Annotated in this window: 19 protein-coding genes; 11 read left to right on the top strand and 8 right to left on the bottom strand. The window is 36.4% G+C overall.

The window, feature by feature from the left end:
- Window positions 1–2: 2 nt before the first annotated feature.
- The 3 genes from pssA to ACORJQ_RS05475 form a co-directional block, all read right to left on the bottom strand.
- Window positions 3–857, bottom strand: coding sequence for a CDP-diacylglycerol--serine O-phosphatidyltransferase (gene pssA, locus ACORJQ_RS05485; protein ID WP_321326712.1), 855 nt, complete (start codon window positions 855–857; stop codon window positions 3–5).
- 213 nt (window positions 858–1,070) lie between these two features.
- Window positions 1,071–1,595, bottom strand: a complete 525-nt coding sequence (locus ACORJQ_RS05480; protein ID WP_321326710.1) for a DsrE/DsrF/DrsH-like family protein — start codon at window positions 1,593–1,595, stop codon at window positions 1,071–1,073.
- The gene (locus ACORJQ_RS05475; protein WP_321326708.1) at window positions 1,596–1,811 is read right to left on the bottom strand and encodes a sulfurtransferase TusA family protein; all 216 of its coding nucleotides are present in this window, start codon (window positions 1,809–1,811) and stop codon (window positions 1,596–1,598) included.
- A gap of 129 nt (window positions 1,812–1,940) precedes the next feature.
- Between ACORJQ_RS05475 and ACORJQ_RS05470 the strand changes: the two genes are divergently transcribed.
- The 5 genes from ACORJQ_RS05470 to soxA all read left to right on the top strand — a co-directional run bounded on the left by ACORJQ_RS05470 (window position 1,941) and on the right by soxA (window position 5,743).
- A complete protein-coding gene (locus ACORJQ_RS05470) occupies window positions 1,941–3,386 on the top strand; it encodes a M48 family metallopeptidase (RefSeq protein WP_321326706.1) in 1,446 nt (481 codons plus the stop codon).
- 178 nt (window positions 3,387–3,564) lie between these two features.
- Window positions 3,565–3,942: a sulfur oxidation c-type cytochrome SoxX gene (soxX, locus tag ACORJQ_RS05465; protein WP_321326705.1), complete on the top strand. Its 378-nt coding sequence runs from the start codon at window positions 3,565–3,567 to the stop codon at window positions 3,940–3,942.
- A gap of 35 nt (window positions 3,943–3,977) precedes the next feature.
- Window positions 3,978–4,448, top strand: coding sequence for a thiosulfate oxidation carrier protein SoxY (gene soxY, locus ACORJQ_RS05460; RefSeq protein ID WP_321326704.1), 471 nt, complete (start codon window positions 3,978–3,980; stop codon window positions 4,446–4,448).
- 56 nt (window positions 4,449–4,504) lie between these two features.
- Window positions 4,505–4,816 carry a thiosulfate oxidation carrier complex protein SoxZ gene (gene soxZ / locus ACORJQ_RS05455; protein ID WP_321326702.1) on the top strand — a complete coding sequence of 104 codons (312 nt, stop codon included), beginning with the start codon at window positions 4,505–4,507 and terminating at the stop codon, window positions 4,814–4,816.
- Window positions 4,817–4,912: 96 nt separating this feature from the next.
- A complete protein-coding gene (gene soxA / locus ACORJQ_RS05450; protein WP_321326700.1) occupies window positions 4,913–5,743 on the top strand; it encodes a sulfur oxidation c-type cytochrome SoxA in 831 nt (276 codons plus the stop codon).
- A 224-nt stretch (window positions 5,744–5,967) separates the two neighbouring features.
- Here soxA and ACORJQ_RS05445 read toward each other — a convergent pair whose 3' ends face one another.
- Window positions 5,968–6,369, bottom strand: a complete 402-nt coding sequence (locus ACORJQ_RS05445; RefSeq protein ID WP_321326698.1) for a TerB family tellurite resistance protein — start codon at window positions 6,367–6,369, stop codon at window positions 5,968–5,970.
- A gap of 20 nt (window positions 6,370–6,389) precedes the next feature.
- On the bottom strand, window positions 6,390–8,249 hold the full coding sequence (gene ilvD, locus ACORJQ_RS05440) for a dihydroxy-acid dehydratase (protein WP_321326696.1): 1,860 nt from the start codon (window positions 8,247–8,249) through the stop codon (window positions 6,390–6,392).
- A 99-nt stretch (window positions 8,250–8,348) separates the two neighbouring features.
- Here ilvD and argA point away from each other — a divergent pair, with 99 nt between their 5' ends.
- Together argA and rnt are read left to right on the top strand one after the other, a co-directional pair.
- Complete coding sequence (gene argA / locus ACORJQ_RS05435; protein ID WP_321326694.1) at window positions 8,349–9,635, top strand: amino-acid N-acetyltransferase; 1,287 nt, start codon at window positions 8,349–8,351, stop codon at window positions 9,633–9,635.
- Between the two features lie 20 nt (window positions 9,636–9,655).
- Entirely contained in the window at window positions 9,656–10,270 is a 615-nt protein-coding gene (gene rnt / locus ACORJQ_RS05430; RefSeq protein ID WP_321326693.1) for a ribonuclease T, read from the top strand.
- 179 nt (window positions 10,271–10,449) lie between these two features.
- Here rnt and grxD read toward each other — a convergent pair whose 3' ends face one another.
- Window positions 10,450–10,812: a Grx4 family monothiol glutaredoxin gene (gene grxD, locus ACORJQ_RS05425; protein ID WP_321326691.1), complete on the bottom strand. Its 363-nt coding sequence runs from the start codon at window positions 10,810–10,812 to the stop codon at window positions 10,450–10,452.
- Between the two features lie 79 nt (window positions 10,813–10,891).
- Entirely contained in the window at window positions 10,892–12,715 is a 1,824-nt protein-coding gene (locus ACORJQ_RS05420; RefSeq protein WP_321326689.1) for an N-acetylglutaminylglutamine amidotransferase, read from the bottom strand.
- Window positions 12,716–13,062: 347 nt separating this feature from the next.
- On the opposite strand from ACORJQ_RS05420, the gene ACORJQ_RS05415 reads away from it, so the two are divergent.
- The 3 genes from ACORJQ_RS05415 to coaE are packed head-to-tail and all read left to right on the top strand — an operon-like array spanning window position 13,063 to window position 16,855.
- Entirely contained in the window at window positions 13,063–13,971 is a 909-nt protein-coding gene (locus tag ACORJQ_RS05415) for a DUF1749 domain-containing protein (RefSeq protein ID WP_321326687.1), read from the top strand.
- Window positions 13,968–16,208 carry an EAL domain-containing protein gene (locus tag ACORJQ_RS05410; RefSeq protein ID WP_321326685.1) on the top strand — a complete coding sequence of 747 codons (2,241 nt, stop codon included), beginning with the start codon at window positions 13,968–13,970 and terminating at the stop codon, window positions 16,206–16,208. Before ACORJQ_RS05415 ends, ACORJQ_RS05410 begins: the two co-directional genes overlap by 4 nt.
- Window positions 16,209–16,252: 44 nt before the next feature.
- Window positions 16,253–16,855 carry a dephospho-CoA kinase gene (gene coaE / locus ACORJQ_RS05405; protein ID WP_321326683.1) on the top strand — a complete coding sequence of 201 codons (603 nt, stop codon included), beginning with the start codon at window positions 16,253–16,255 and terminating at the stop codon, window positions 16,853–16,855.
- Between the two features lie 76 nt (window positions 16,856–16,931).
- Here the strand turns inward: coaE and ACORJQ_RS05400 are convergent, their stop codons facing one another.
- A complete protein-coding gene (locus ACORJQ_RS05400) occupies window positions 16,932–17,873 on the bottom strand; it encodes a Nudix family hydrolase (protein WP_321326682.1) in 942 nt (313 codons plus the stop codon).
- A 240-nt stretch (window positions 17,874–18,113) separates the two neighbouring features.
- Between ACORJQ_RS05400 and hisC the strand changes: the two genes are divergently transcribed.
- Complete coding sequence (gene hisC / locus ACORJQ_RS05395) at window positions 18,114–19,172, top strand: histidinol-phosphate transaminase (protein WP_321326680.1); 1,059 nt, start codon at window positions 18,114–18,116, stop codon at window positions 19,170–19,172.
- Window positions 19,173–19,231: the final 59 nt, after the last annotated feature.

Genomic DNA, 19,231 nt, shown 5'->3' with positions numbered 1-19,231 from the left:
AGTTATTTAATGTTATTTTCTTTATTTTCATCAGAATGAATTTCATTAACTTCATCATGATTCGTCTTTTCAACTGATTCTGACGTAGTACTCTCATCAACAACCGTTTCAGCAGCGGTCTCTTCTGATTTATTTACCTTTCTCATTGCTCTAGTTTTTTTAAGGGTAACAAGAGTTATCACGGGACCAGAAATGGCATAACTTAAGAAAATTAAAAACAGAATCATAGCTGGTTTAATGGTAATCACCACAAAGACCAACACCACTAAGAGAAGAGTCACAAAAGGGACTTTGTCTTTAATATTAAGCTCTTTAAATGAACTAAAACGAGTATTACTCACCATCATTAAACCGCCAAATACAGTTAACACTAAAGCGATAACAGGTGTAATGACCAAGTCAATTTGATTACTTTCAACCACCCAAATTAAACTTGCTAACAGTGCCGCCGCGGCAGGACTTGGCAAACCTTGAAAATAGCGTTTATCTGCAGTACCAACCTGAGTATTAAATCTTGCTAATCTAAGTGCAGCTCCCACGGTATAAATAAATGCTACCAACCAGCCTAACTTACCAAAATCCATTAAAGCCCATTGAAAAACTAATATTGCAGGGGCTAGACCAAATGAAACCATATCTGCCAAACTGTCATATTCAGCACCAAAAGCACTGCTTGAGTTTGTCATTCTAGCAATACGGCCATCTAAGCCATCAAAGACCATCGCAATAAGAATAGCAATAGCTCCCTGCTCAAAGTTTCCTTGAATCCCAGCAATAACAGCATAAAAGCCCGCAAAAAGAGCCGCCGTTGTCATTAAATTAGGAAGTAAGTAAATCCCTCTTTCAAAACCTTTCATATTTTATTCTCTAAAGTCATTTTTATGGTTTTGCTTTACCTCAATTTGCTTTTCTAAAAACATAAATTAAGGCTTAACATTTGTAAGTACCGCTTATTCTAACAATTAATTTTATTTTTAAAGCAAAGTATTTACACTACCTTTTAAGTCGATCTCCATTGCAATGATTCTCACGACCTTACATTAAATACTTTACGGTACGACTGAAACATCTCATATAAATAAACTTTGACTATCTGGTGAAGATGCAAAATAGGTAGCCGCTCCCGCAAAACCGATTCCTTCTATAAATTCACTTTCTTTATAACCTTGAAGCTCCATTGTCATTTGGCACGCTGTCATATTCACACCCAATTCCAAGCAAAGCTCCCTTAACTCCTCAATTGGAACCTGCCCTTGCTGTAACAAAGTTTTCTTAAACCCCCAGGTCGCAAGCTTACTCATTCCAGGTAATGTCCATACCAGGCCTGGTAATTTTCGATTTAAATCAATTTCTTTTAACCAATTTGGCCCTACTGGACTTTTAACAACCATACCAGGATTACCCAAAGGAGATACTTTTAATGAATCGGTAGATTTAAGCACCGCTTTAAGACCATAAAAGGTAAAAAACAATTCAACTTCTTTATCCATAGCGGCAGCTGTACTAGCCAAAATAAAAGTTGGATAAGCCCAATCGAGCGTCCCTTTCGAATGTATAACACTCAACTGTCTATTATTTATTTGATCTAATGACATCTATAAACTCTGGATATTAAATTGAATCTTAGGCACATCTTCAATTAACTCACAACTTAGACCTGCTTGTTTACAAAAAGCAGGAATATCTCTTAAACCAGCTTTATCTGAAATGATTAAGTTAATTTCCACCGTTTCACCTTTATGTTCAGCTAAATATTTCTTTAGCTTAATTACTGGCATTGGACAAGCCAAGCCTTCCAAATTTAATTGCATTCTTAAAATACCTTGACTATTTTCGCTACCATTTTATTTCTTCAATATAATAACCAAAAGCAACCTAAATTAATAAAAAGATAATACTTAATGAATCTTAACAACAAACTTCAGAAAAGAATGAAATGTGTGCATTCAATAATCAAGAACGTATTTCTCTTATCTTTATTTTTAGGAAGTTATTCAACTGCTCAGGCAAATACTCTACCAGACTTAGGTTCCCCTGATTTAGTCGAATATGACACTCAAACAGAGCAAGAGCTTGGACGAGCTTTTACCAATGCACTTCACACGCAATATAAACTTTATAACGACCTAGACACTAATGATTACATAAGAAACTTAGGGCATAAACTTGCAAGCTATACCGGTAATAATCGTCACTACTCTTTTTATGTTATTGATGATAACAACATCAATGCTTTTGCTGGTCCAAATGGAGTTATTGGTATTCACACAGGTTTAATTGAAGCCTGCCAAACAGAAGATGAGCTTGCTGCTGTAATTGCTCATGAAATCTCGCACGTTACCCAAAACCACCTATCAAGAAGGTATGAATACTCAACAAGTCAAGGAAGTCTAAACACAATAGCAACCTTAATCGCGGCAATTCTAATCGGAACGCAAGATCCATCCGCTGGCATGGCAACTCTTATGGGAGGCATGGGATATAACTTGCAACAACAACTTAAAAATTCTCGACAACATGAGTCGGAAGCCGATGCCATAGGAATTCAATTACTTTATAAAACGGGTTACAACCCTCACGCAATGGGCGATTTCTTTGCAAGGCTTTCAAAAGAGAGCCAATTGGACAGTATTAAAGTACCTGAAATCTTAAGAACTCATCCCGTTTCAGAACATCGTTTAGCAGAAGCTGAAAATCGTGCCCAAAACCTTCCTCAGAAAAAAGAGATCAAGCCATATAGTTTTCTTAAATTAATTCAAAGCAGAATAATATCTAATAAATACTCACAAGACTCATATCAAGAAAACACTTTAAATGGCTTGAACAGTGAACAATCTTGTTACATAAAAACACTTGAACAAATAAAAAACAAAAAAATGCCACCTAAATGCATTGATAGCCTAGCCTTTAACACCCAATCAAACCCTATTTATATATCAACCCTAATACAAGGGTTAATAAAGTTAAAGGGCATACCAAACCCAGAAACATATAAAAAAATAAAAAAAATAATCGATTTAAAAATAGAACTTTATCCAAAAAGTGAATCTTTACCTATCTATTACAGTAGGTTACTTCGTAAAGACAATCTTAACTCTCAAGCTGGTAAAGTTTTAGAAACAGCTGAACAACACCTTAACTATAAGTATAATCTTCTTATTGAATTGTCAGAACAAAAAGCAAAAGAAGGTAAAAATGGCGAGGCTTATTTAAATTTAGCCAAAGCATATTTAGAAAGTGGCAACGTAGAACGTAGTCAATATTTTCTAAAACTGGCAGAAGAGACAAAAACGAATAATGACGACAATCTTGAGCAAGCAATCCTGTTATTTAAAGAACAAAATAGCAAGTTATTGAATAATAAGGACAAAACTAAAGAAAATTAAATAGCCATAAAAAAATATTTAACATTGATTAAATAATACTATCGCAATCATTACCCAAAAACCTTGCGTTTATTAAGTAACTGAGTAAGCTAACACCACAAAGAGCAATCTCTTTTGTTCATATAAAAAAATCCCAACATATAATGGGAACGTCGAAAGACACTTTTGGAGGAGAAGAATGATGAATTCTAAAATGAAGCAACTGTTGACAGCTTTAGCTATTTCAACTGCGGTAGTTGCAGCACCAATTAATGCTGTTCAAGCAGCGGAGAAAGGTGCTTCAACGGTTGAAGAAGGTAAGAAGCTAGCATACAGCCGATCAAAAGGTAACTGTCTAGCATGTCACATGGCTGGCGATGGTGCTATGCCAGGTAACATTGGTCCTGCTTTAATCGCGATGAAACTTCGCTACCCTGATAAGCAAAAGCTATACGACAAAGTATGGGGTAAGCCTGGAACACACGTGCCTAACAGCATGATGCCTGCATTCGGGAAAAACGGTATCTTATCAGATAGTGAAATCAGCAAAATTGTTGATTACATTTATACTCTATAATTTTTATTAAACCTTAACCGGGAGTTTAAATCCTTATGAAACGTAGATCTTTCCTTAAAGGTACTCTAGCAACTGGTGTTGCAGCAGTAGCTGTAAACGCTGGTCTTCTTACACCTAGCACAGTATTAGCCGCAGATTATAATGCAAAAGCATTCGCTGCTAAGACTACTGATGACGCATTAAACGGCGTATATGGTACAACAAGTGCTGCAGAATCTGGTGATATCAAATTAAAAGCACCAGCTATTGCAGAAAACGGTGCTGTAACTCCAATCACAGTTGATGCTTCTGGTATCGATGGTGTTGAATCTATCGCTATCATGGCTAGCAAAAACCCAATGCCTTTAGTATGTGAATATACTTTCGGTGCATCTGCAATTGGTTACGTTTCAACACGTATCAAAATGGGTCAAACAATGAATGTTATTGCCGTTGTTAAAGCTGGTGGGAAACTACTTAAAGCTGAACAAGAAGTTAAAGTAACAATCGGTGGTTGTGGTGGTTAATCCCCACTGAAATTACTTAATTTCTACAACGAATCAAATTATTAAAAGGAAATAACATGTCTATTAAAATTAGAATGCGTGGTAAAACTAAAGGTGGCGTAGCTGCAGTTAAAGCTCTAATCAAGCATCCAATGGAATCTGGTGTTCGTATGAACAAAAAAACTGGTAAGCCATATCCAGCTAAGTACATCGATTTAGTTACAGTTTCTGTAAACGGTACTGTTGCTGTTGATGCTCAGTGGTCTGGTGCAGTTTCTGCTAACCCATACATGGAAGTAAAAGTTAAAGCTAATGCTGGTGACGAAGTTACTATCTCTCTAGCTGACAACACTGGTGAAAAAGGTACTCACTCTATTAAACTAAAATAATAGTGATTTAACCTTAGGTATTAGCCTTTGGGCTAATACCAACCTCTACAATAATAATAATTAGAAATATACAGAGCTCTCGGACGGAGGATTGGAATGAAAAAAACACTACTAATCGCCTTAACATTAGGTGTGACAGTAGGTGCCGCTTCAACATCGGCATTGGCTGTTGATCCAGAAATGGATCGTCAACAAATCGTTGATTACTTCAAAGCAAAAAATCCAAAAATTGCACCTGAAGAATATATTAATGGCGCATATATTTATAGTGCCGACAAATTTGCTCAATGGGAAGCAGCAGAAGAATTCCCTCCTTATTTAGATGCCATTGATGCTGGTGAAGCTGCTTGGAATAAAGACAAAGCTGTATTTGAAAAATGTTTTGGTTCAGACGTATCTAAGATACGTGTAAAGTATCCATACTTTGATGATAAAGCTAATAAGGTAGTTACTCTAGAAGGTGCTATCAATAAGTGTCGTACAGATGCTGGTCTTAAACCTTACAAGTGGCAGAAAGGGACTATCGCGCAAGTAAGTGCATATCTTGCTTACAATGCTCGTGGTCAGAAAATCAATGTTAAGATTGACAGTGAAGGTGCACGTAAAGCTTATGAAGCCGGACGTGCTATTTATATAGAGCCTCGTGGTCAATTAGGTTTATCATGTGCTAAATGTCACACATATAACGCTGGACGTAAAGCTCGTTCTAACTTGCTATCACCAATGCTAGGTCACACATCAGGTTTCCCAGTATTTCGTGCTAAATGGCAAAACTTAGGTACTTTACACCGTCGTTATGTTGGTTGTAACAAGAATATGCGTGCTAAACCATATAAGCCTCAAAGCCCTGAATACAGTAACCTAGAGTTCTTTGAAGCTTATACTTCTAATGGACTTGAAATCAATGGTCCGTCATACCGCGAATAATAATCAAAAACTATTATTCATTTAAAAACCCAGCCTAGCTGGGTTTTTTTATATCTAAAATATATATCTAATCTTGGTATTATTTAGGTTAATCGATTTATAGATTTGTAATTTTATTAACTGCACTCAACTCTAAACTAGATACAAAGTATAAATTCGAAACATAAAAAAACCGACTTTTAAGCCGGCTTTCTATATAACTTTAGTGTTATCGAACTATTAGATTATGATTCCTCAATCATCATCTCACCCTCGTACATCCAATCGAACCCTTGACGAACCCAACTTTCAATACGAATCATAAGCTCTGGATCATTTAACCCCATTTTTTGGGCAATTAGAAACACCCTATCTTGTTCTTCATCACCAAAATGACCATCTTTGTAAGAAAGCTTAATTAGCTCTTGCAATGTAATAATGCGGGATGCCTTGGTATCAAGCAAAGTAATCGCGTCATCGATATTCAAGTCACTTTTGTCAAGGTTATAATCAATGCCGTATGCATCGCTAAAGTCTTTTAAATATTGAATTTCTTCATCTGAAACATCATTATCGGCTGCAGCTAAATTTGCTGCTAAATCAAACACTACCTGACGTTGAGCTTGAGTAAGTTTATCTGCAAACATATTAATTTCTCCAAGTAGTTTTATTTACGTTCAATTTGTTCAACATTACGAACAGCACCAAAAGCGGCACTTGTTGTCATTGCTGCATAAGCTCTTAGAGCTGCTGATACTTTACGTTCTCTTGGTTGCTCTGGTTTCCATGCATGAGATGCACCCTTTGCCTCCATTGCTTCTCTACGCTTCTCAAATTCTTCATCTGATACTAACGCATTGATTGTGCGGTTTGGAATATCAATTTCAATAACATCACCTTCTTGCACTAAACCAATATTACCACCCTCAGCAGCTTCTGGAGAACAATGTCCTATAGATAGACCTGAAGTTCCTCCAGAAAAACGACCATCTGTTAATAAAGCACACTCTTTACCCAAACCTTTAGATTTTAAATAGCTTGTTGGGTAAAGCATTTCTTGCATCCCAGGCCCACCTTTTGGCCCTTCATAACGGATAAGAACAACATCACCTGATTTAACATCATCTCCCAAAATGGCAGCAACGGCAGCATCTTGACTCTCATAAATTCTAGCTTTTCCTGAAAACTTAAATATGGATTCATCAACACCTGCTGTTTTAACAATACAACCATCAATGGCAATATTACCTTTTAATACAGCTAAACCACCATCTTGTGTATAAGCATGCTCCATTGAGCGAATACATCCGTTTTCAGAGTCTGTATCTACGGTCTTCCAACGTTTAGACTGACTAAATGCCTCTGTAGTTCTAACATTTCCTGGTGCCGCTCTAAAGAAAGTTTCAATCGCTTCGTCTTCTGTGCGACTAATGTCCCACAAATCAATTGCTGCACCCATAGATGAAGCATGAACAGTATGTACATCGGTATTAATTAAACCACCACGTTCGAGCTCACCAAGAATTCGCATAATACCACCTGCACGATGAACATCTTCCATGTGGTAAATTTTAGAATTTGGAGCTACTTTTACCAAACAAGGAACTTTGCGAGAAATTTCATCCATATCTTGCATAGTAAACTCTACTTTTGCTTCATGAGCAATTGCAAGCAAATGAAGAACAGTATTGGTTGAACCACCCATTGCCACATCTAAGGCCATTGCATTTTGAAATGCTTCGTATGTAGCAATTGAACGAGGAAGAACTCGATCATCATCTTGTTCATAATACTGCTTGGTAATCTCAACAATACGACGACCAGCTTCAATAAATAAATTTTTGCGGTCTGCATGAGTGGCTAAGGTTGTACCATTACCAGGTAAGGCAATACCTAAAGCCTCTGCTAAACAGTTCATTGAGTTTGCTGTGAACATTCCTGAACAAGAACCACAAGTTGGGCAGGCTGAAACCTCAACATCATTAACATCACTATCAGAACAAGAGTCATCAGCGGCCATAACCATTGCATCCACTAAATCTAACTTGATACCTTCACCACCTAGAACTGTTTTACCAGATTCCATTGGCCCACCCGTAACAAAGATAGTTGGAATATTCAAACGCATTGCTGCCATCATCATGCCTGGAGTGATTTTGTCACAGTTTGAGATACAAACCAAAGCATCGGCACAATGTGCATTACACATATACTCTACTGAGTCAGCAATCAAATCACGTGAAGGCAGTGAATACAACATGCCATCGTGGCCCATTGCAATACCATCATCAACCGCAATAGTGTTAAATTCTTTTGCTACACCGCCCGCTTCTTCAATAACTCGTGCGACTAATTGCCCCATATCCTTTAAATGAACGTGACCTGGTACAAACTGAGTAAATGAGTTTGCTACAGCAATAATTGGTTTACCAAAATCTTCTGTATTCATTCCTGTTGCACGCCAAAGTGCACGAGCCCCTGCCATATTACGGCCATGCGTACTGGTTTTTGAACGATATTGTGGCATTAAAAACTCCTTTTAAAGGGCATAAAGCAATTTCAACTTTAGACTTTACCCTTGAGACTGTTATACTTACAAAATTATTAACCTTATTTTCGCACATTCATGCAGCAATCTGAATTAGATTTTATTAATACATTAAGACAATCCTCTCGTTATATAGAACAACACCGTGGAAAAACCTGTGTTATCTATTTGCCAGGAGAATTTTTGGCGTCAAAAGATTCTACATCTCAGCTATCTCAAGACATTGGTTTACTTTATAACCTAGGCTTAAAAATTGTCTTAGTAATGGGGGCTTCCCCCCAACTTGATCAAGCTTTTACAAGTGCAGGTATTGATTGGCAATTACACCACCAATTTAGAATTACTCCTACAGATTTAATTCCTGTATTTCAACAAACCATAGGTCTGTTACGCAGTCAATTAGAAGCGACCTTCAGTCAAGCTAACTGTATGCAGCCTAATCCCCCCACTCTTGTTTCAGGTAATTGGATTGTTGCTCAACCTAAAGGCGTGATTGATGGCATTGATTTTCAACACACTGGTAAATTAAGAAAAATACGTCACCAAGCCATCTCAGACTGCTTAGAATCTGATCAGGTGGTGCTATTAACACCTATAGCTTATTCTTTAACTGGTGAAGTCTTTAACCTGAATACGCTTGAACAGGCTTGTGAAATCGCAAGTGTTATTCACGCAGATAAATTAATGATTTATGGTTCAAATGAGCAGTTAACAGATTTGCCAAAACAATTAAGTATTCCACAACTTAATCAAATTTTAAAAACGCCTGCCAATCATGAGCAAGCATTAATGTTAAAACAGGTTTCAGTCACCAATAATAAAGTTAAACGAGTTCATTTAATGGATCAAAACAATCCAAGTGCTCTGTTACTCGAACTGTTTTCTCGCGATGGTTCTGGCACTCTGATTTTCAGTGACCGTTATCATCAATTACGTACTGCAAATATTGATGATGTTGGTGGAATTTTAGGCTTAATTGAACCCTTAGAACAAGAAGGTATTTTAGTTAAGCGTTCAAGAGAAAGATTAGAATTAGAAATTAATAATTTTATTGTAATTGAACGTGATCAACATATTATTGGCTGTGCGGCTCTGTATGAAAATGAAAACCATACCGCCGAACTCGCCTGCTTAGCTGTGCATAGAGAATATCAAGGCCAAGAACTTGGCAGTGAGCTACTTAAGGCAATAGAAATTAATGCTCTCGATAAGCATGTTAAGGAGTTATTTCTATTAACTACACATACCCATCATTGGTTTATTGAACACGGTTTTCACCTAGCTGATGTCTCCGCTTTACCTAATCAAAAACAATCCCTTTATAACCTCCAAAGACAATCCAAAGTGCTTGTCAAAACGCTGTAAAATTCAGCTAAAGTGAAATCATGAGTAAAGTCACTCAAATCAAAGACCGTTTTCGCGGTTTTTTACCTGTTGTAGTTGATGTTGAAACTGCCGGTTTTAACGCCAATACAGATGCCCTATTGGAAATGGCTGTCGTCACCCTAAAAATGGATGATGATGGAATATTAAGCCGAGATCAAACCATTGATCGTAATATATTGCCATTTGAAGGCGCTAACCTCGAAGAAAGTGCTCTCAAATTTATAGGTATGGAAGACCCTTACCACCCTTTTAGAAACGCGATAAATGAAAAACGTGCTTTAAATGAATTGTTTGCCCCGATTCAACAACAGATTAAAGCTACAGATTGCACCCGTGCCATTTTGGTCGGTCACAATGCTTTTTTTGATTTAAACTTTGTGCAAAAAGCCGCTGAGCGTTGCAAGATAAAATCACCTTTTCATGAATTTAGCACCTTTGATACAGTTTCACTTGCCGGTTTAGCTTATGGACAAACTGTTCTTGCAAAAGCGGCTGTATGTGCCGGAATGGATTGGGATAACCAACAAGCTCACTCTGCGGTTTACGATACAGAAAAAACAGCTGATTTGTTTTGTGAAATTGTTAACCAGTGGCCTATTTCACTGAACAATTAAGAAGTTTAAGCTTAGCAGTTAATATCTGAATAGGCTCTTATTAAAATTACCAGGCCTGGTAATTTTAAAGCTGAAACAAAGTGATTCGATTATCTTTCTTTGATTCATAATCAATAGACATTAAAAAAGGCACCTAAGTGCCTTTTTATGATTAACGCATCAAAATTCAGTGTTTTGTCTTAAGCGTTTTGTTTTGCTTCATGCTTAGCATTCGCTTCTGCCATCATCTTTTTCAGCTCACCTGACTCAGCTAACTCAAGAGTGATATCACAACCACCTTGAAGCTCACCATCAATATACAACTGTGGAAAAGTTGGCCAGTCTTGATATTTTGGTAAGTGTTCAAAAATGGTCGCATCAGCCAAAATATTTACAAAAGCAAACTTCTCTCCCGTTTCAGCAACTGCTTGCGCAGCACGACTTGAAAAACCACAAGATGGCATTTGTGGCGTGCCTTTCATGTATAAAACAACAGGGTTATTCGTTACTTGACTATGAATACGCTCTAAAGTTTCTTTTACAATCGGATCTTGGTTTTCCATGGTTTATTCCTTAATAATTTTAAATCCAGAGTAGTTTACTAGGTTATCACAAAAAAATATAGATTTTCTTAGTGGGAGATTAAATAGTTTTATCAACATGCTTTTGCAACCAAAATTCTAATAAGGCCGCATGCCAAAGTTTACTTCCTTGAATTGCAGTAAAAGCATTAGGAGCCTCAGGGTTCGCCAATAACTCTTCAAGTTTTTGTTGATTAAATATCCCTCGAGCCTTAGCTTGTGGCGAAGTTAACAACGTTTTCATATATTCAAAAAATTCGCCACGCACATATTTTAAAGCAGGCATTGGAAAAGCCACTTTAGGGCGGTCTATGATTTCATCAGGCACAATGCCTCGCCCTATTTCTTTAAGAATATGCTTACCATCATTTTTTAACTTTAATTCATCAGGCGCTGCCATGGCTACCTCAACCAATTTATGGTCAAGAAATGGAACTCTAGCTTCTAACCCCCAAGCCATTGTCATGTTATCTACTCGTTTTACTGGATCATCAACAATCAAAGTCGTCACATCAAAACGTAATACTTGATCTAAAAATGTATCCGCTCCCTCTTCAGTTAATCGGTCTCCTACCAAATCAGAGGTAACATCGTGAATATGATATTTAGGATTAATCACTTCTAACCACTCTTGATGAGAACGGTCGAAATAATAGGGTGCAAATGCAGACACAGCTTGTTTTGGTTTGGTTAAATCAATGTTTTTGCCTGCTTCAGCCATTTTGGCATACCAAAAATAGCCACCAAACACCTCATCAGCACCTTGACCAGACATAACGACCTTAACGTCTTTTGATACCTGTTCTGATAACAAATAGAACGCTACAGCATCTTGACCAACCATTGGTTCAGACATCGCTTCAACGGCCTCATGTAAACGCGGTAAAACCTCATTATTAGAGATTAAATACTTTTTATGGTCCGTTTTATATCGCTCTACCACTAAATCAGAAAACTCAAATTCATTGCCTTTCTCTTCTGGAGCATCTTCAAAACCAATTGAGAACGTTTTGATATTTCTTACACCTGCTTCAGCCAACATGGCAACGACTAAACTTGAATCTAAACCACCAGACAATAGAACACCGACAGGCACATCTGAGGCTGTTAACCTTTTATAAACTGCTTCTTTTAATGATTCATGAATGGCATCAATCCACTCTTCTTCGGTTTTTGGTGCTGGTAATCCCTTTAACATTTCAGGGCGTTTAGCTTCTAAGTGCCAAAAACTTTTCTTATACATTTGCCCATCAGGATTTACAATCAACCAGTGGCCTGGCTCGAGTTTTTTTATACCTTTCAAAATGGTATGTGGAGCAGGAATCACAGCATGCAAGGTCAACTGGTGATGAAGTCCAACTGGGTCAATCTCTGTATTAATGCCGTCTGTTTCTAATAACGCTTGTGTATTTGAAGCAAAACGAACCCCTCCATCAATGGGAGAATAATAGAGCGGCTTGATTCCCATACGATCACGAGCAAGCAATAATTGATGTTGTTCGTCATCCCAAATAGCAAAAGCAAACATTCCTTCAAAGCGAGAAACACAGTCCATCCCCCACTGCCGATAAGCCTTTAAAATAACTTCAGTATCTGAATGTGAAACAAACGTCTGTCCCAGCTCCTCTAATTCAACTTTTAGAGCTTCGTAATTGTAAATACAGCCATTAAAAACCAATGTTAAAGTATCATCAATCATAGGCTGATGACCCGCTGAAGAAAGATCAATAATAGATAAACGCCGGTGACCTAGTCCAACATGGTCATTTAACCAAATACCTTCATCATCAGGTCCACGTCTTTGCATGGCGTTTAACATAGGTGAAAGCTTCTCTTTAGAAGCTTGTTTTCCATTCCAATATATCTCACCGCAAATTCCGCACATAAACTCTTCTCGTTTTTTATATTCTTGTATTAAAATTAAACTAACTGTATTTTAACGTTTTTGATTGTTCTTAGCGTCTTTTTACATAGACAAATCCATCTTTAATCTAGGTTAGATATAGCCTAAAATCTCTTCACAAAAACTGAGACAATTCATGCATTAAATCTATAGATTCATTTATTTTGATTTACCTAATTATAAAATTTTGCTACTCTTTCTAGATAATATATATACTTGTTACCAAACTTAAATCGCTAACGATATACAGTAACTCAATAAGTTGTTTATATTGTTTGTAACTCCGTAATGCGTGATAACCAAATTCACGCCAATCAAAGCTGAAAATTATGAATAGTGAAAAAAAGGTAAACTTGATATTAATACGATTATTCAATATTACTCTTTTACTGTTACTTTCATTTCAAAGTCACGCGGAAACGGTATCGCATAAAATCCCTCACTCAAACATCATTGCAGAAGCCAATTATTTTGATGGTGACCCAAAAAAACCCGCCGTTCTTATTATTCATGGCTTTTTAACAACAAACAAATTTCATACAGTTGTTGCAATGTCTAAAGCTTTAGAAAGTGAAGGTTATACCACGCTTGCCCCGACCTTAACATTGGGTATCAATAGAAGAAAAAGCTCTATAAAATGTAATTCAATCCATACCCATACCCTTGAATCTGACGTCGAGGAAATAGAATCATGGGTTAACTGGCTTGTAAGTAAAGGACATAAAAACATTGTTCTGATCGGTCATTCTAGTGGTAGTCAAGAATTGATAGAATATCTCAATACCAAACCTTCAAAATATATTTCTAAAACAATTTTTACCAGTTTATTTTATTTTAATGGTAAAGAATTGGGTACGCTTGAACATGAGATTGTCTACGCTAAAGGTTTAATCCAAAAAAATCAAAACCAGCCACATAAATATAACTTTTTATTCTGTAGAAATAACTACTCAGCTACCCCGCAAAGTTTTCTATCGTATATGAAGTTAGATAGACAATACATTTTAGACAGTCTAAAAAATCTAAAAATCCCAAGCTATACCATTATGGGTAGTGCGGATAAACGTTATCAAAGTGTGGGCTTGAATTGGTTAGATGAATTAAAAGCGACTGGCACTCATTTAATAGAAGTTAAGGGGGCAAATCACTTCTTCTCTAGTGAACATGAATTTGACTTACAAGATCTTATTGTTCAAATTAGTCAAAATAATTCAATAAATACAGGCGATGCTCCTTGAACCTGCCTAAATATCTAGTCCAATCAATTCGTTTTTATTTTTTACTTTCACTCTTTATTTCTGTGTTTGCACTGATATTGGTAGATTTAACCCTCTATGACGAAGGTGAAAACATAAAAAAAACAGTTCACAATCAATCATTACTAGAAGCTCAAAAAGAGATTGAAAATGCAGTTCATCACTCACTAACAATCGTAGAGAAAGAAGCCACTAAAATGGCTGACTGGGATGAGGTACACCAGCAGTTCAACGACCCAAGTTACTATTTTTTTTGGCATGACGAACGTTTAAAAGAAAGTAGTTATTTTAAGCAATACTATGATGCTTTAGAACTGTATAAACCTGATAAAACTTTATTAATGCCATCGTCCCCCGAAGAAAGCCTAACGTCATTACTACCTAATAAAATAAATAGCTTTGAACCAACACTGGTTTTTGATAAACAGTCAAAAATTCACTTGAATGTTTTTCATAAAGTAACTCGTAGAGAAACTAACAAGGTGTTGGGCTATATAGGGATATCGGTTGACTTCAATACTCTTTTGCTAACTCAAAATACCTTTTATAGAATTGATAAAGCCTCAATTAATTTTATGGGTAATGGTGAACATTCATTTGATGAAATACAGAATGTTCTTTCATATAAACCTACCTCAAACCCTGTAAATGACTATTTATGGCAGTTAATCCAAGATTTTATTATAGAACTTAGTTTCTTAATGGTGATTATCGCTTTATTAGTGACCATTTTATTTAATGTCACTATTCTTAAACCATTAAGAATTATTTCTAACTATTTACAGCAGCTCAAAAATAATCCTCAAAAAATTCATCCAATGCCAAATAAAACTTTTATTTTGAAAGAGTTTGAAGAGTTTAAAAAGACAATCCACGATTATCACTATAATTTACAAAAAGCACATAAAGAGCTAGATAAACAAAACCAGGCTGTTTGGGAACAAGCCCGTAGAGATGTTTTAACTAACATCTACAACCGTAGAGCCTTTGATGAAGCCTGGCAAGAAGCCATAGAAGATTACATTCACAATCCGGTACCAACGACTTTCATGTTGTTTGATTGTGATTTTTTCAAAGCATTAAATGACACCTATGGACATGAAGTAGGCGATCAGGTTATTAAGTTATCTGCCATAACAATACAGCAAAGCTTGCCTCTAGATTGCCCTGTGTATCGAATTGGTGGTGATGAATTTGCTGTTTTATTACAAAACAAAACACCGGAAGAAACTGTTTCAATTGCCCAACGTTGTTTACTTGCTATTGAAGAAGCTCCTTTTACCAGTATTGGAATTAAAGAGCATTTAAACTTTAGTGTTGGTGTTAGTAGCACGCTACAGGATATGAGTAATGACATATTCCAGCTTCCAAAACAAGCTGACATAGCCATGTATAAAGCTAAACAATCTCTAAAAGAAAAAATTCAATGCTACCACAGCAGTTTTGATAAGGAATCTATGTCCTTAGTGACAAGTAGTATTATCAATACCGTAGTTGAAGCCATACATAGTGGCGTCAATATACAAATGAATTACCAGCCTATTAAATCTTTAGCAGATAACTCAATCTATTACGAATCTTTAATTCGTATTAAACAAGGTGATGAACTCATCTATCCAAATGATATCTTTTCAGTTGTGGATCGTCGTAGATTAGAGTTTGAACTAGACCATCAAGTTATTCAACAAATTAACAGAGCTTTAAAAGAAGGCGACATACCCAAAGGTACAGGGCTGGCAATTAATATTTCAGGTAAAACATTATTACAGCCAAGCTTTCCCGAATTATTCAAATCTCTTAAACCGTTTTTAGAAGATTATAAAATCGTTTTAGAAATCACAGAAAATAGTCTTATAGATCATATGGAGTACGCTCAAGTTGTACTAAACAATTTACGTTCTGATGGATTTTTAATTGCACTTGATGACTTTGGTAGTGGCTATTCATCAATTCGATATTTAGCTCATATGCCGGTAGATATTATTAAGTTTGACATGACTATGACCCGTGCCTTATTGGGTACAGACACTAAAACCCAAAACATTATTAAAACGACTGCTGAAATGATTATAAATGCAGGCTATGACTTGGTAATGGAAGGCATTGAAGACGATGAATTACTCCAAAAAGTGATTTCAGCGGGTGCAACACATGTTCAGGGTTATCTCATAGGCAAACCTTCGAGCCAGGCTCAATATAAACAAACAGTAAACACGTAAACCTTTTACACTTTTATCTGTATAAATCACAAATGAGTAATGTAATGACAACCGTAATTGGCCTTACAGGTGGAATAGGTTCTGGTAAAAGCACGGTTACCAATCTATTAGCACAACAAGGCATACCCATTATCGATACAGACATCATCGCTCGCCAAGTTGTAGAGCCTGGCTCTGATGGTCTACAACAGGTTGTTAGTCACTTTGGAGAAGCCTGCCTTAACCAAGATAAAACACTGAATAGAGCCTATCTTAGAGAACTGATTTTTAATGACAAAAGTGCTAAAAAAACTCTCGAATCAATACTTCACCCTCTTATTAAAGAAGAAACTTTAAAACAGATAGCTAAATATAGATCCAATAATCCTCGCTTTATTGTGGTGGCTATTCCGCTTTTAATTGAAAGCATTGAAAAGCATTTCACCAGGCCTGGTTACTTAGATGAAGTTTGGGTTGTTGACTGTTCTGTTGAACAACAAATAGAACGTGCCATGCAGAGAGATGGCAATAATAGAGATTTAATTATAAAAATTATTGCTCAACAAGCCAGCCGTGAACAACGTCTAGAGCACGCCGATTTTGTTATAGATAACAGCAAAACAATAGAGCATCTAACGAATCAACTACGTGTAAAACTAAACTCTTAGAGAACAACTGAAAAAGTTAAGGTTTATATGTTACGGCTAAGAACTTTAGTCTTAATCTAAATCTCCCATTTAAAAATCAACTTGGCCAGAAACCAGAAATTGCCGCAATGCCTTGCCCACCGTGCTGTTTTGCCACTAAAACATCATCAGCCTTCATTCCACCTAAAGCAAAAACAGGAATAGGGATTTCTTTTACCTTTTGGGCAAAAACATCCCAACCAATTCCGGGTAGATCAGGATGGGAAGTGGTTTCTTTAACTGGTGAAAGTAAAATAAAGTCGGCCTCTATTTTTAGTGCCTGAGCAATATCTTCATCAGTGTGGGTAGAAACACCCAATAACTTATCTTTGGAAATAGGACGTTTATCAAACTGATAAATTTCATTTGAAGCCAGTTGAATTCCATCTGCACTTTCAAACTGTTCAAGTAATGAAACCCTTCCATTTAAAAGAAGTTTAGCTCCATATTGATGACATAAGTCAATAGCAGGATTTGCAAGTTCAGCAAACTCTTGGTTTGTTAAACCTTTTGCTCTCAATTGACAGAAACTTATGCCATTATCTAGAGCTCTCGAAAACTTATTCAGAGCATTTTCAGCATCAGTGAACGAACCTGAAATCATATACCTATCTGCTAATTCAAGTGCCATAATAATGCCTCTATTCGCTTCTGGAAAAATTAAATCTTTAAGTTCTTCAAGGGTAAACCACTTAACAATCTGCCCTTCATTTCCCATTGGTTCATTAGTATATTGCTCTGTTTGATAGACATGTAATCGCACAGATACCTTTTCATAATGCCATGGAATCTCAATTAGTTTGTTCCAGCCAGAGGTTTCTACCGCAAGCTCTTCTTTAAATTCTCTTATTAAGGCATCCTCTATACTTTCTTGCTTTTCAACCTTACCGCCAGGAAATTCCCAATGATCAGCATGCGACTGATGTTTTTGCCTTAAGCTTAAGCAGAAAGAGTTTTGATTTTTAAGAACGCCTACCGCAATATCAATATAAGAGTCCAAAATATTACCTTTGTCTGTTTTTAAATAATGGGTTGATAATGTATGACTTTAAACAAAACATTCTATGCGGGATATAACTACAAGTTAAGTTTTCTTAAAAAGAATCTCACATATAATTAGCTGTTGTATTCAAGTTTTGTTTAAGCCTAATTTACCAGGCCTGGTAAGTTTAAGGTAAAATAAGCCATAGAAAATTACCCAATTAACCTTTATCTGTTTTTAATTTTAAGAGTCTATCCCATGAGTCAATTTTGGAGTTCGTTAGTTCACACCTTAACCCCCTATGTTCCTGGTGAACAACCTAAGGTGAGTAATTTAATAAAGCTCAATACCAATGAAAACCCTTATCCGCCTTCTGATAGTGTTTTAAAGGTGATCAAAGAGGTTGCTGATGACAAACTTAAACTTTATCCTGATCCTAACGCTGATGTCTTAAAACAGCGTATTGCAGACTATCATAACCTGCAAGCAAATCAGGTTTTTGTAGGTAATGGTTCAGATGAAGTATTAGCTCATGCCTTCCAAGCTCTGCTTAAACACGATAAACCCTTGCTTTTTCCTGATATTACGTACAGTTTTTATCCTGTTTACTGTGGTTTATATGGAATTGATTATCAACAAATTCCACTAACTGATGACTTTGCAATTGATATCAATGACTATCACCAAGAATGTGGAGCGATTATCTTCCCTAATCCTAACGCACCAACAGGCCGCCTTTTAGAACTAGAAAAGATAGAAAGCTTAGTCAAATCACACCCGAATCAAGTTGTGGTCATTGATGAAGCTTACATTGATTTTGGTGGGCAAAGTGCGATTACTCTAGTGAACCAATATCCGAATCTATTAGTCACACAGACCTTATCAAAATCTCGTTCTTTAGCAGGTTTGCGCGTTGGGTTTGCTATTGGTCATCCAGATCTTATTGAAGGTCTTGAACGAGTTAAAAATAGCTTTAACTCTTACCCTTTAGACCGTTTGGCAATATACGGAGCTGTGGCTTCTTTTGACGATGAAACGACTTTTCAACAAACCTGTAAAGCAATTATAGGAACTCGTCTGGAGTTGGTTTCTCACCTAGAAAAACTCGGTTTTGATGTCATTCCATCAAAAGCCAATTTTATCTTTGCTACACATAAAGATTTTTCTGCTGAAGATATTGCTGCTAAGTTACGTGATAAATCGATTATTGTTCGTTACTTTAACAAACCACGTATAGATCAATACCTGCGTGTTACTATTGGTAACAACAAAGAAAACCAAGCATTATGTAAGGCGTTAAGTGACATCGTTGCTTAGTTAAATGACTAGCAACAACCTGGTGAATCATGGCTAATTATAACTAATCATGGCCAACA

This window comes from Thiomicrorhabdus sp. (assembly GCF_963662555.1).
GTDB lineage: Bacteria > Pseudomonadota > Gammaproteobacteria > Thiomicrospirales > Thiomicrospiraceae > Thiomicrorhabdus.
This window is presented reverse-complemented; position numbering and strand designations above follow the sequence as displayed.